Origin of the sequence: Streptomyces sp. NBRC 110035, assembly GCF_000829695.1 — a bacterium.
Classification (GTDB): Bacteria; Actinomycetota; Actinomycetes; order Streptomycetales; family Streptomycetaceae; genus Streptomyces.
Genome location: NZ_BBNN01000020.1, coordinates 168,935 through 180,749 on the forward strand (window position 1 = coordinate 168,935; position 11,815 = coordinate 180,749).

Consider the following 11,815-nt stretch of genomic DNA (forward strand, 5'->3'; position numbering starts at 1 on the left):
ACGCGTGACAATGGTCACACTTAGCGCCCCGAGGTGGACGCCTCGGGGTGTTTCCTTTGTTCCGGCCGGCCCTAAAGGTCAGTCAATGTCCGATCCCGCACATGTCCCGCAGGGGCTGTCCTGCGGGTGCATTCGGTGGCGCTTGGCTGCAGATGGCTGCAGGCCCCCCGATCTGGCGTATTGCCTGATCAGAGGGCCTTTCAGGCACCTGACCTGCGGTGCCCCCGGCAGGATTCGAACCTGCGCACACGGCTCCGGAGCACGTTCAGTGATCGGCTTGGGAATCGGCTCTGACCAGCAGATTCCTTGATCGCGGGAGGCGTGGGGTGCCCTCGTGTATCGCAGATAGTGCGAAGTCGGGAGTCGCCTCCGGCTCCTGCGCCCATTGGGGGGTCGGCTCCGCCGACGGGCTGTAACACCCCTGTGTTACAGCCCTCTCCTATGCGGCGCACCGCTCAACCGGCCAGGCGCCCAATGGCCCGAGCCAACAAGTGCGTGTCCTCATCGCCCTGCCACTGCACTACCTCGCAGAGGGGTCGACTGTCGTAGGTTCGGTTGAACTCCCGCACATCTTCGGAAAGTGGAGCATTGGTCACTATTAGGACATTGGAGGCAAGGGAAGGGAGCTTGGAAACTACCTTCTCGATATCACGCATCCGTAGCACTCCCCGGCGGCGGAATCGGATTTCTGTCGCGATCGAGGTCCCGGCTGGAGTCTGCCCATAAGCGTCGAATTCATCGTCCCGGTATCCCGGTTCAGCAGGCAATCCCGCGCGCCCCAAGGCGTCGACTACAGACCGCTCATATTGAAGCGCTTGGAACCGTGGGTCTTGTGACAGTTCCAAAGCTTCCACGATGCGCTGCGCGGCTGTGATGTATGATCGTGCACCGCTTTTGGTTAGAAGGATATCGCCTTCATGGGCGACTCGGTTCCGCAGGTGGCGCAGGTCCTCGACTGAGCGGGCGAGTTCATCGGAGAGCAAGCCCATGTTGGACAGGGTCTGTGGAGATATCCGGGCAACCCCGTGTTTTGTCCCTGCGGCCTTCAGGGCCCTTTCTACCTCCCGCCATGCGGCCATGACCGCGGCAGTCGTCTCCGTCTCTGCAAGCTCGAACAGGTCAGAAAGATCGCTACCTGAATATTGCGGTCGCGTGATCTGCTGCGGTTCTTCGCTCGGGATTTCCGGTTTCTCTGTATCCTCTATCGCCGGATGTGCCGTCTCTGCTGCTGCTAGTTCGCTTGCCATTTCACTCCCGATTTCGGCAGCTTCCTGAGCAACTGCATCAGCCTGCTTTTCAAAGGCCACTGTTCCAAGGGGAGTCTCAACAGACTCGACGCGACCGAACAGTGATGCTAGTTGCTTCCTGAAGGTGAAGCCGAGAGTCAGCACAACGGCTGGCCAGACGAGTGTGCGTAGGTATTCCAGAGCCATCTGCCAAGACATGGCGGGATGTTTCCACAACTGCGCGCTGCACGTCAGCACTTCGAGCAAGTTCCCTTACCATTTGGTCGGCCGATCATGCCGGGGCGGCGCCCCTGGGGGAGCCGTGGCGTGCGTAAGCGGACAGCCCGGACAGCCCGCCTTTCGCCTGTCCGGGCTCTTGCCGCAGGTCAGCGACTCATCCGGACAGCCGGACAGGCAGGACACTGCCCGTCCGATGACGTCTTGTTTGCCTCGTGGCACCCTTGGCAGCGAGCGTTGAAGAGCGAGAGGAGCCGGAGTGCCGGAGGTCAGTCCGCGCGGAACCTACCTGGTCATTGCGGAGACGCTACGAAACGAGATTCAGGCCGAAGGAGGCAGGGAGGCCCTGCCGTCGGAAGCCGAGCTGATGGACTCGCACCAAGTCTCCCGGAACACGATCCGTCGCGCGCTCAAGGTTCTCGAAGGTGACGGGGTTGTCGAGTCCGCTCCCGGCATCGGGTGGCGCGTGGTTCGGGGAGGTGACCGCCGGTCGCTCGCGGAGCGCATGACGGACGTGATCCAAGAGGACTCCCTCTCGGTCGGTGACGCGTACCCGTCCGAATCGAAGCTGTGTGAGCGGTTCGGAGCCTCCCGGACCGCGGTGCGCCGAGTTCTCGCCCAGATGGAAGGAAACGGGGTGCTTGCCACCGTGCACGGCAAGGGGCGAACCGTGTGTGCACTCCCGACTCGCACCGCCCGGTCGTAGTCTTGGCCGTCATGGGACTTACTGAGTGGGCGTACACGCTCTCTGAATCGCTGCTTTCCGATCCGCTCCCGCGCCGGTGGGCGCACTCGCTCGGGGTCGCCAAGCGTGCTTGCTCCCTGAGCCCCATCCTGGGGGACGACGCGCAGCTGTTGGAGGCCGCCGCCGTGCTGCATGACATCGGCTACTCGCCAGCCATTGCCGCCACGGGCTTTCACCCCTTGGACGGCGCGCGGTTCCTCAGAGATCAGGAAGGCGCGGACGAACGGGTCGTTCGTCTTGTGGCGCATCACTCCTGTGCCTTGCTCGAAGCGGAGGAACGCGGGCTTCGTCGGGAACTTGAGAGCGAGTTCGAGCTAGAGCGCCCCGACCTGGTCGACGCCTTGCTCTACTGCGACATGACGACGACGCCGGACGGCACGCAGACAACGCCGGCGGCACGGCTGGATGAGATCGTGCAGAGGTACGGCCCGGACACCATCGTCGGGCGGTTCATTCAGCGCGCGGCCCCCGAGATCCATGCAGCGTCGAAGCGAGTCGGTGACCGGATGGCGGACGTTTCCGTCGGTGGTCAGCCAATGTAGGGTTCCCGCCGCGCGTCATCGAGGCCGTGCCGGATGCGTAGCATCATCGAAGGGTGGATATCCAGCCCGTCAAGGTCCGCCGGATCAATCCAGCGGACCTCTTTCGATTCGCTGCTTGTGCGCAGGGAACCGCCGACCGAGTGGGCTCGGAAGCAGATGGAGAACTGTTGCCGGATTTCACCGTCGTCGTACGCCAACACGTGCTCGGGGTCGGTATAGAGCCCGACGATGTTGTCAACCTCAACGTCGATACCGGTCTCTTCCCGGACCTCACGAACCACCGTGTCCGCGATGCGCTCGCCGATATCGTGGCCACCACCGGGTAGGGCCCAAAGGTCATTGTCGGTCTTGTGGATGAGCAACAGTTTCCCCGTATCGTCGCGGATAACTGCCGTCACCGAGGGGACCACCGAATTTGCCTTAGGCGCGTTCGGGTCGCGGAAGTAGTCAATGCGGCTCATCAGGGTGTGCCTTCCCAATCGTCGGGTGATGAGATCGGACGGGCCGACTGCCATACCTTTTCAACGCTCTCAGCGTAGGCATCGAAGAGTTCGCCGCCGGGGACGCGTTGCAGATGGAGCACGGGAGCCATGTAGGCGCCGACCCCGTATAGGTGGCCGTTCGCCAGCATCTCGTCATCGGCCCGGTAGATCGAGTTGTAGAGCGTGGTGCCGTGCAAGCGGAACTCGACACCTGGGAGGCCAAAGAGCGGGCCGTAGTTGATGAGGGCGTTGCGAATCTTGCCCGCCATCGCGACGCCGATCCCTTCGTCGTCGCCCCGTACGGCCACGGCCTGCGAGTCCGGCTCTCCCAACATGAAGCGGATGGGTACTCCGTCAGCCGACTTCTCTTTCACGATGCGGTGAAACGTCGCGTCCTCGGTGAGCCAGAACCCCGAGTACACCAGTAGGTCAAACTGTCGGGTCGCCTTGGAGTACAGGTTCGTCCAAAGGGTCTGCATCACGACGGACCGGTGCGGATACAGCCTCACCAACTCCGCGTTGCCGGTGGCGGTCACTTCGGCCGACGTTCGTTCGTCCGGCCAGAGGTACGAGACTTCGCACTTCAGAAGTGAGGCGGTCGCGTACTGGAAGCGCCGATACGGCTTGCGGTCCGGGTCGTTGATCCAGCGTTCGACCGTCTTGGCCGCGACACCGAGCCGTTCAGCGACCTCGTCAAGGGTCAGGCCCAGGTCGACTATCGCGCCACGCAGTCGCTCGTTCGCCACGTCCAACCTCCGCTCACTCGGGACGACTTGGTACGACTTCACGCTAGCCAAGGACGACCCGAGTCGTACAGGTGCGAAGTCGAGCGTCGCTGTCATCGCCGCCACTCTGTAGGTACATCGAGCGCGAGGGGCTCGCGAACGTCAACAGTCGAAGGGCTTGACGCAGCGAACCTCTCACTGCACGATGAGGAACACGTAATACATGTTCTCCATCGCGGAGGGCGTGTATCGACGCGCACATGTTCGGTGGCGGGACTCCCCAGCAAGGTCGCCCGCCGCCGGACCTCTCCCTGTCCCATCGATTCAGGAGAACGTCCATGCGTACGTACATCGGCCGCCAACAGGCCGTATCGGTAGAGGACTTCGTGGAACTCGCCCTGGGCACCCCGGTTGAGCTGTGGCTCGGGGCCGAGGGTGAGACGGCGGAAGAGCGCGCGGCTCGCCTGGACGCGGCGCGCGACATCCTGGCCGACCCGGAGTACAGCAACCTGCCGGACGACGTGGCCCGTATCGCCGCTGAGGTGATCGAGGCGCACGCCCCGGAGCTGTTCAACGTCGTTCCGCTGGTACGCCCGACCGGGCGCCGCCTGTCCTTCCGGAAGGGGGCGGCGGCATGAGCGCCCCGGAGACGAAGCTGACGGCTGCGCACGCCGAGGTGAAGGCGGAGATTGCGCGGACGGACACGAAGACCGGTCTGTTGCTGGCGTTCGTGGGCGCAGTGCTGGCCGGAGCCTGGACGGTCGCCAAGGACATGCCGCTGAACACCGCTTCTCTCGCGGTGGGCGGCGCGGGCATGGCGCTGTTGGTCGCGGCGGCCGGTCTACTGCTGCGGTCGGTGCGCCCGAACCTGCGCGGTCGGCACGGCTTCCCGCTGTGGGCGACGCTCACCGCTGAGGAGATCACCGCCCACCTGCGTGAGGACCGCCTCAGCGCGGACATCGCGGGTCTGTCCCGCCTCGCTGTGGCCAAGTTCACCGGCCTGCGCCGTGCGGTTGACCTCACCTGCGCGGGTGGTGCGCTGCTCATCGTCGCGGCCCTGATCGTGGCCGGGGGTGCGGCATGACGAAGACGCAGAGCATCGAGCGTCCGGCGGTGCCGCCGCTGACGCGCCCGGAGATGGGCCTTGCCGGGCTGGGGGCGCTCGCCGCGGCCGGTGTCGGGGCCCTGGGACTGATCGCATCCTTCGATGCAGTCTCCTCTGCTGCCGCCCGGTGGGGTTTCGGTGAGCCGTGGATGCTGCCGGTCGGTATCGACGTGGCCATTCCGGTGTTCACCGTGGCCAACCTGCTGTTGATCCGGATGGACATGGCGCTTGCGTGGGTGCGGTTTGTGCCCTGGGTGCTGACGCTGATCACGTGTGGGCTGAACGTCGCTGCTGGTGAGTCGCTGTGGGCGAAGGTCGCGCACGGCACGATGCCGCTGCTGTGGGTGGTGTTCTCCGAGATCGGCGCGCACATCTACGCCGTGCGGATCGGCGCCGCGACCGGCCGGCGGATGGAGAAGGTGCGGTTCTCCCGCTGGATGCTGGCCCCGCTGTCGACGTTCGCCCTGTGGCGGCGGATGACGCTGTGGGAGATCACGTCGTACTCCGAGGCGCTGAAGCGGGAGCGTGAGCGGCAGTTGGCCCGCGCCCGGCTGCGTGAGGAGCACGGTCGGCGGTGGCGGTCGAAGACCCCGCGCCCGGAACGCGTGCTGCTGAAGCTGGGGGAATTGGCCCCGGCGAGCGAGGATATCCCGCCTGTCCTGCCTGTGCCGCCGAAGGAGACGGAGAAGCCGAAGGCGGAGGCGCCCAAGCCGCCGCGCAAGCGCCCGGCCAGCACCAAGGGCAAGGCGACGAAGGCGCCGCGGACCCCGGCGGAACTGCTCACCGAAGCGCGCGCGGCTACGGCCGACTGGACGGACGACGCGATCAACGCGGAAGCCATCCGCACCACGCTGCACTGCTCTGCCGCGAACTCCCGTGTCCTGCGTGACCTGCTGCTGAACGAGCGGGCCGATGGGCGCCGCCTGCACTCCGTCGACGGCGACGACGAAGGCACCGAGGGGGCGGCGGCATGAACACCCTGATGACCATGCTGGCCGCGGCGGCTCCGGTCGCCTCCGGCTGGACGGCCCACACGCTGTGGCTGCGGCGGCGCCTGAACGTCGCCCGTCGCGACCCGCTGACCGGGCTGCGGACGCGGGAGGCGTTCACCCGCCGCGCTACCGCCCTGTTGAGGGACCCGCGCGCGGTCGTGGTGCTGGCCGACGTCGACAAGTTCAAGCAGATCAACGACACCTTCGGGCACGCTGCCGGGGACGTGTTGTTGCAGGCGACTGCGGACCGGCTCGCCCACCACGTCGGCCGTGCGGGGGTGGCCGGGCGGCTCGGGGGCGATGAGTTCGCCGCCGTCCTGATCGACGACCACGGCACCGCCGGAGACATGCTCGCCGTGCTGCACGGCGTGCTCGCCCGCCCGGTCGACAGCCAGGGCCCCGCCGTACACACCACGGTCTCTCTCGGCTGGGTGCGCGCCGCCGACTTCCCCGACGACGACCTGTCCGCGCTGCTGCGCCGTGCGGATGAGGCGATGTACGCGGCCAAGCAGGCTCACGCCGGTACCCGCCGGGCGGGGCTGGGTCGGCTGTTCGCCACAGTCACCGGGCGGCGCGCAGGCCGCACGGGCGCCCGCGCGGACGCTCCGGTCGTGGGGGTGGCTGCCTGATGTCGCCCTACGCCAAGTGCTTCGACCCGCACGGCACCCGGTTCGGCATCCCCACGTTCCCGTGGCGCTTCGCCCCGGACGGCTACGCCACCCGCCGACAGCTGCGCGAGAAGGGGCTGCGGCCGGGCGGACAACCGGTCGCCGCGCAGGTGATGCGCCGCCACCGGGGCCGCAAGTCCGGCGTTCAGGTCGCTTACCTCTACCGCATCGACTGCGCGAAGCCGGTCCGCCCGATGACCTCGCGCAAGTGGGGCGCGCTCGCCCTGGCGATGCTCGCCCGCCGCACCTGCCCGCAGTGCCGGATCACCTACAGCTACTGCATCCCGACCTCGCTCGGGGTGTGCGTCCCCTGCGCTTACCCCGAAGACCAGCGCGCCGCCTGACCCGCTCAACACGGGGCCCGGTCTCAACCGACCAAAGCAGCGTCCGGGCCCCGCATCCCTCCCGAGAGAAGGAACCCCAAGTGAAGCACCCCGACGACGACAACGAACTGTTCAACCGACTCGAAGCCGAGATGGCCACCGACTCCAAGGGCGACGTGGTCGACCTGGACAAGGCCCGGTCGGCCCGCACCGAGTCGGCCGACGGCACCCCCGACGCGTCGCCCGACTCCGCGCCCGACCGGTCGGGCGACTCGAAGCCGACCGAGTCGGCCGACCCGAGCGAGGGGGAGTCGGACGACTCCGGCCCGGCTCTGGTCGACCGCCCGGCGCCGACTCGGTCGGGCCCCGGTCTGATCGACCGCATCCGCGACTCCAAGCGGCTGGACATCATCCCGGTGTGGATGAAGTCGGGCGCGGAGTTCAAGGACGCGATGGGCTGGCTGGCCGGGCACGTGGGGCACACCATCGCCTTCCACGCGGTCCGCGTGCCGTTCCTGTACGTGCCCAAGCTCATCTGGCGCTCCCCGAGCGGCCTGGTCAACGCCCTGGGCAGGATCGGCCGTTGGGCGGTCGACGCGGAGGGCGAGCCGCTACGGCAGGCAGAGGCGCGCCGCGAGAATTCCGAGCTGTACCTGAAGCTGTCCCGGCAGCGGGACCGCCGGGTACGCCTGCGGATGCTCCTCACGTTCCTTGGCGGACTGTTCGCCCTGGTTGCGGGCCTGTTCCTGGTGTTCGGGGCGGAGCTGATGACACAGCTCATCGCCGCCGCGGTCGCCGTGCTGACGCTGGGCTGGCTGGGTGCGCCGGCGGATGCGCCGCTGGCTTCCCGCGCGGTCATCAAGACCGAGGTGCAGAAGCTCACCAGCGACATCGTGGTCAAGGCCATGGCCTCCATCGGTATCGGGCAGATCGCATCCGCGGTCGCCAAGGGACAGGACGGCATCCGGTTCGTCGCCCCGATCACCCGCGAGGGTCCGGGTTGGCGCGCTGACATCGACCTGCCGTTGGGCGTCACGGTCGCGGACGTGGCCGACCGGCGCGCCCGGCTCGCCTCCGGCCTGCGCCGCCCACTGGGCTGCGTGTGGCCCGACGCCGACCCCAACGAGCACGAGGGACGGCTCATCCTGTGGGTCGGGGACCGGGACCTGTCCAAGACCGGCACCGTGAAATGGGCGCTCGCCAACGTCCGCAAGCACGACATCTTCAAGCGCGTCCCGTTCGGCATCGACCCGCGCGGCCGTGCCCAGTCCGTACCGATGATCCAGCACAACATCCTGGTCGGCTCGCTGCCCGGCCAGGGCAAGACCGCCTCCGTGCGCGTGCTGGCCTGCGGCGCCGCCCTTGACCCGTCGGTGGAACTGTGGCTGCACGAGAACAAGGGCACCGGTGACCTGGACTCTCTCGAATGCGTCAGCCACCGGTTCGTCTCCGGCATCGACGACGACTCGATCAAGTACGCGGCCGACTCCCTGAAGCTGCTGCGCGAGGAAGTCATGCGCCGCGCGGCTGCGATCAAGAAGCTCCCGCGGGACCTGTGCCCGGACAAGCGCGTCACCCGCTCCATTGCCGACAAGCGCTCGCTGAAGCTGTGGCCGCTGGTCGGCGTGTTCGACGAGTGCCAGAACCTGTTCGCGCACCCCAAGTACGGCAAACAGGCTGGTGACGATGCCGAGTTCATCATCAAGCTCGGTCGCGCCCTGGGCGTGATCCTCGTGCTCGCCACGCAGCGGCCCGACAAGGACTCGCTTCCGACCGGCATCAGCGGCAACGTCTCCATCCGCTTCGCCCTCAAGGTCGCCGGACAGGTCGAGAACGACATGATCCTCGGTACGTCCGCGTACAAGAACGGCGTGCGCGCCACGTCGTTCCGTCCCGAGATCGACGCCGGCAACGGCTACCTCGCCGGAGCCACCGCGCTGCCGGTCGTGGTCCGCACCGCCTACCTGGACGACCCGGCCACCAACGCCATCGCTCAGCGCGCGCTCGCCCTGCGCAAGGCCGAAGGCACCCTGTCCGGGCACGCCCTCGGAGAGGACGCCGACAGCACGGCGGGCCCGTCGTACGACCTGCTTGCCGACGTGGCCGCGGTCGTGCCGCCGACGGAGAAGCGCGTATGGAACGAGCGGATCGCCGCTCGGCTCGCCGAACTGCGCCCGGAGGTCTACGGCGGCTGGAAGGGCGAGAACGTCACCAGCGCACTCAAGCCGCACGGCATCAAGACCACCGGCGTGGCCGGGACGACCGACGACGGCGAGCGCACCACCCGCCGCGGCATCGTCCGCGACGACCTCACGAACGCGATTGCGGAGCGTGACGAAAACCGGGGCGCCGCCTAGCCCGCCGGACCGCTACCGGTAGCGGGCTCACCTGCTACCGGTAGCACCCCCGCTAGCACCCCACATAGCACCTGATCTGCCATCTAGCGCATAGCACCCCACCTGCGAAAACCCCGAAAACCCCGAGAAAGGGCCCCCGATGACCCTCATCGCCCTTGCTATCGCTTGCCTGATGTTCATCACGCTCGGTTACAGCGCTCTGTGTGCGGCCAGCCCGTTCGGCACCTGCCGCAAGTGCAACGGCTTCGGCTTCGCCACCACCACCGACCGCAAGGGACGCCCCAAGCGCGGCAAGAGCTGCCGCCGCTGCAAGGCCACCGGCAAGCGCATACGCGCCGGGCGCTGGATCTTCAACCGTGCCCAGCGGATCTACCGCGAAGGCACCAACTGACCACCCGCCCCCACCACTCGAAGGAGGCTCCGCCCGTGGCCGTCACCGTCTCGCTCGTGGCCCTGTTCGGACTCGTCCTGTTCTTCCTGCTGCGCTCCAAGTCCCTCGGATACGGCTCCGCGTTCACCGCCGCCGCCTTCGGCTTCTTCCTCGCCTCCACCGGAGCCTCCGGCCCTATCAACGAACTCACCGCCGCCGTCATCGACGCCATCCAGAGTCTCTGAGGAGTCCGGCCATGAACGAACAGATCGTCGCCCGGCACTGGCTCGCCATCATCACGCCCAAGGCGGCGCCCGCCATCGCCACGTCCACCGTGCTCATCCTGGCCCGCATCTGGAACGCCAACGGCGCCGAACACTCCACCGGCAACGCCGTGCTCATGACCGTCCTGTCCCTCGGAGCCGCGGCGGCCGGCGCCTGCGCCTCCCTCGGTCGCTCCGGTGACGGCGTGCTCGCCGGAACCGCGTTCGCCGCCTCTGGCGGGCTCGCCCTGGCCGGGGTCGCCGGATACGCCGACGGGCTGTCCCTGCCGCTGCTGCTGTGGGTGCTCGCCACCGCTGTCGCCTACGGGCTCGCCGCACGCTACTGGCGCACCGACCGCCGGGAGCGCGTCGCGTACGAGCGGCACGTGAGCGACCGCCGCGAGGAACGCGCCCACATCGAACGCGTCGAAACCCTCCGCGCCACCACTCAGATCGAGGTGGCCCGTACCGGTGCGGCCTACGCCGAACAGCTTGCGCAGGCACTCGTCACCCGCGCCACCCTGCCCGGCTTCGACCCGCAGGCGCTCAACCGGGCGAGCCTTCCGCAGCTGCCCGCCGCCGGCGAGCGGGAGGCGCTGTGAGGTTCTTCCTCGGCACCCATCAGCCGCAGTGGCTGGGCACCGCGAATGTGCCGCTGTTCGTCTCCTACCGCCGTCTCGCGACCCGCCGCACACTGCCGCGCGCCATAGCGCCGTGGGCTCTGGACTCCGGTGGGTTCACCGAACTGTCCATGCACGGCACCTGGCGCACCACCATCAGCACCTATCTCGCCGCAGTCCGCCGCTTCCGTGACGAGATCGGCCGCATGACGTGGGCCGCTCCGATGGACTGGATGTGCGAGCCCTGGATCACCGGCCTGACCGGCCTGAGCGTGGGCGAACACCAGCGGCGCACGATCGACAACTTCCTTCACCTGCGCGGAGCGGCCCCGGATCTGCCCATCATCCCCGTCCTCCAAGGCTGGGAGCTGGACGACTACCTTGCCTGCGCCGACGCCTACGAGCGGGCCGGTGTCGACCTGGTGGCCGAACCCGTCGTCGGACTCGGCTCCGTATGCCGCCGCCAAGCCACCGGGGAAGCCGCCGCGATCGTCACGACCCTCGCCGCGCAGGGGCTGAGACTGCACGGCTTCGGCTTCAAGACCCTCGGCCTGCGCAGCTGCGGACAGAGCCTCGCATCGGCTGACTCCCTCGCCTGGTCCTACGACGCCCGCCGCAAACCGCCCCTGCCCGGCCACCCGCACAAGAACTGTGCCAACTGCCAGCCCTACGCCCTCAACTGGCGTGCTCGCACCCTCAACAGCCTGCCGCCGTGGCACCAACCGCCACTCGGTGACGACACCCCCGAAGGAGACGCAGCATGACGCCCCGAACCGAGAGGCCGACCACGACGAACGCGCACCCCCAGGACCTGGCGAACCAGGCTGCGGATGCGATCCGCAGCCTCAATCACGCCACCCAGAACGCCAAGGGAGAGCTGACCTACCCCGGCGACGCGTACGCGCTGGTTGCGTCGCTCAAACAGCTCACCCAGCGACTGCCGCAGAGCTTCGAGCAGATCTCCCGCTTCCTGGGGGCGCTCGCCAAGACCGGGGCGGTCACTGCGGACCACGGTGCGCCGGATGACCACCTGGCCGAAGCCCGCTCCGGTCTTGCCTCCGCCACGCTGATTGCCCAGACCCTCACCGACCACTTGGACCGCGCGCACAGTGCCCTCGGTCCGCTCGGCTACGACATCGGCTCCGAGTAGCAACGCCGCG

At 67.9% G+C, this 11,815-nt stretch carries 16 protein-coding genes; 13 read left to right on the forward strand and 3 right to left on the reverse strand.

All coding sequences use genetic code 11. The features are described 5' to 3' along the window. Window positions 1–455: 455 nt before the first annotated feature. Entirely contained in the window at window positions 456–1,493 is a 1,038-nt protein-coding gene (locus TU30_RS35965; protein WP_158719309.1) for a hypothetical protein, read from the reverse strand. Window positions 1,494–1,722: 229 nt separating this feature from the next. Here TU30_RS35965 and TU30_RS10270 point away from each other — a divergent pair, with 229 nt between their 5' ends. Both TU30_RS10270 and TU30_RS10275 read left to right on the forward strand, forming a co-directional pair. Beyond that, the gene (locus TU30_RS10270; protein ID WP_042167490.1) at window positions 1,723–2,169 is read left to right on the forward strand and encodes a GntR family transcriptional regulator; all 447 of its coding nucleotides are present in this window, start codon (window positions 1,723–1,725) and stop codon (window positions 2,167–2,169) included. Window positions 2,170–2,180: 11 nt separating this feature from the next. Then, window positions 2,181–2,750 carry an HD domain-containing protein gene (locus TU30_RS10275; protein WP_199816845.1) on the forward strand — a complete coding sequence of 190 codons (570 nt, stop codon included), beginning with the start codon at window positions 2,181–2,183 and terminating at the stop codon, window positions 2,748–2,750. Here TU30_RS10275 and TU30_RS10280 read toward each other — a convergent pair. Together TU30_RS10280 and TU30_RS10285 are read right to left on the reverse strand one after the other, a co-directional pair. Then, window positions 2,738–3,211 (reverse strand): NUDIX domain-containing protein, encoded by a 474-nt coding sequence (locus TU30_RS10280; RefSeq protein WP_042167495.1) that lies wholly within the window; start codon window positions 3,209–3,211, stop codon window positions 2,738–2,740. The genes TU30_RS10275 and TU30_RS10280 overlap by 13 nt on opposite strands. After that, window positions 3,211–3,978 (reverse strand): helix-turn-helix domain-containing protein, encoded by a 768-nt coding sequence (locus TU30_RS10285; protein WP_042167783.1) that lies wholly within the window; start codon window positions 3,976–3,978, stop codon window positions 3,211–3,213. The genes TU30_RS10280 and TU30_RS10285 overlap by 1 nt, the downstream gene beginning before the upstream one ends. Window positions 3,979–4,295: 317 nt before the next feature. On the opposite strand from TU30_RS10285, the gene TU30_RS10290 reads away from it, so the two are divergent. The 11 genes from TU30_RS10290 (at window position 4,296) to TU30_RS10340 (ending at window position 11,805) form a co-directional block, all read left to right on the forward strand. Beyond that, window positions 4,296–4,595, forward strand: a complete 300-nt coding sequence (locus tag TU30_RS10290) for a hypothetical protein (protein ID WP_042167499.1) — start codon at window positions 4,296–4,298, stop codon at window positions 4,593–4,595. Further along, on the forward strand, window positions 4,592–5,041 hold the full coding sequence (locus TU30_RS10295) for a Pycsar system effector family protein (RefSeq protein WP_042167501.1): 450 nt from the start codon (window positions 4,592–4,594) through the stop codon (window positions 5,039–5,041). Before TU30_RS10290 ends, TU30_RS10295 begins: the two co-directional genes overlap by 4 nt. Beyond that, window positions 5,038–6,036: a DUF2637 domain-containing protein gene (locus TU30_RS10300; RefSeq protein ID WP_042167504.1), complete on the forward strand. Its 999-nt coding sequence runs from the start codon at window positions 5,038–5,040 to the stop codon at window positions 6,034–6,036. Before TU30_RS10295 ends, TU30_RS10300 begins: the two co-directional genes overlap by 4 nt. Continuing rightward, a complete protein-coding gene (locus TU30_RS10305) occupies window positions 6,033–6,683 on the forward strand; it encodes a GGDEF domain-containing protein (RefSeq protein WP_042167507.1) in 651 nt (216 codons plus the stop codon). Before TU30_RS10300 ends, TU30_RS10305 begins: the two co-directional genes overlap by 4 nt. Beyond that, window positions 6,683–7,066, forward strand: a complete 384-nt coding sequence (locus TU30_RS10310) for an RRQRL motif-containing zinc-binding protein (RefSeq protein WP_042167510.1) — start codon at window positions 6,683–6,685, stop codon at window positions 7,064–7,066. The genes TU30_RS10305 and TU30_RS10310 overlap by 1 nt, the downstream gene beginning before the upstream one ends. An 80-nt stretch (window positions 7,067–7,146) precedes the next feature. Further along, window positions 7,147–9,402 (forward strand): hypothetical protein, encoded by a 2,256-nt coding sequence (locus TU30_RS10315; protein ID WP_052479772.1) that lies wholly within the window; start codon window positions 7,147–7,149, stop codon window positions 9,400–9,402. 139 nt (window positions 9,403–9,541) lie between these two features. Beyond that, the gene (locus TU30_RS10320; RefSeq protein WP_042167513.1) at window positions 9,542–9,793 is read left to right on the forward strand and encodes a hypothetical protein; all 252 of its coding nucleotides are present in this window, start codon (window positions 9,542–9,544) and stop codon (window positions 9,791–9,793) included. A gap of 35 nt (window positions 9,794–9,828) precedes the next feature. Next, window positions 9,829–10,017: a hypothetical protein gene (locus TU30_RS10325; protein WP_042167516.1), complete on the forward strand. Its 189-nt coding sequence runs from the start codon at window positions 9,829–9,831 to the stop codon at window positions 10,015–10,017. Between the two features lie 11 nt (window positions 10,018–10,028). Further along, a complete protein-coding gene (locus TU30_RS10330; RefSeq protein ID WP_042167518.1) occupies window positions 10,029–10,637 on the forward strand; it encodes a hypothetical protein in 609 nt (202 codons plus the stop codon). After that, window positions 10,634–11,419: a hypothetical protein gene (locus TU30_RS10335; RefSeq protein WP_042167521.1), complete on the forward strand. Its 786-nt coding sequence runs from the start codon at window positions 10,634–10,636 to the stop codon at window positions 11,417–11,419. Before TU30_RS10330 ends, TU30_RS10335 begins: the two co-directional genes overlap by 4 nt. Continuing rightward, window positions 11,416–11,805: a hypothetical protein gene (locus tag TU30_RS10340; protein WP_042167524.1), complete on the forward strand. Its 390-nt coding sequence runs from the start codon at window positions 11,416–11,418 to the stop codon at window positions 11,803–11,805. Before TU30_RS10335 ends, TU30_RS10340 begins: the two co-directional genes overlap by 4 nt. Window positions 11,806–11,815: the final 10 nt, after the last annotated feature.

Excerpts from the sequence above, each read along its gene's own strand:
- TU30_RS10275 (WP_199816845.1), top strand. The coding sequence starts at position 2,181 with ATGGGACTTACTGAGTGGGCGTACACGCTCTCTGAATCGCTGCTTTCC.
- TU30_RS10280 (WP_042167495.1), bottom strand. The coding sequence starts at position 3,211 with ATGAGCCGCATTGACTACTTCCGCGACCCGAACGCGCCTAAGGCAAAT.
- TU30_RS10290 (WP_042167499.1), top strand. The coding sequence starts at position 4,296 with ATGCGTACGTACATCGGCCGCCAACAGGCCGTATCGGTAGAGGACTTC.
- TU30_RS10295 (WP_042167501.1), top strand. The coding sequence starts at position 4,592 with ATGAGCGCCCCGGAGACGAAGCTGACGGCTGCGCACGCCGAGGTGAAG.
- TU30_RS10300 (WP_042167504.1), top strand. The coding sequence starts at position 5,038 with ATGACGAAGACGCAGAGCATCGAGCGTCCGGCGGTGCCGCCGCTGACG.
- TU30_RS10305 (WP_042167507.1), top strand. The coding sequence starts at position 6,033 with ATGAACACCCTGATGACCATGCTGGCCGCGGCGGCTCCGGTCGCCTCC.
- TU30_RS10310 (WP_042167510.1), top strand. The coding sequence starts at position 6,683 with ATGTCGCCCTACGCCAAGTGCTTCGACCCGCACGGCACCCGGTTCGGC.
- TU30_RS10320 (WP_042167513.1), top strand. The coding sequence starts at position 9,542 with ATGACCCTCATCGCCCTTGCTATCGCTTGCCTGATGTTCATCACGCTC.
- TU30_RS10330 (WP_042167518.1), top strand. The coding sequence starts at position 10,029 with ATGAACGAACAGATCGTCGCCCGGCACTGGCTCGCCATCATCACGCCC.
- TU30_RS10340 (WP_042167524.1), top strand. The coding sequence starts at position 11,416 with ATGACGCCCCGAACCGAGAGGCCGACCACGACGAACGCGCACCCCCAG.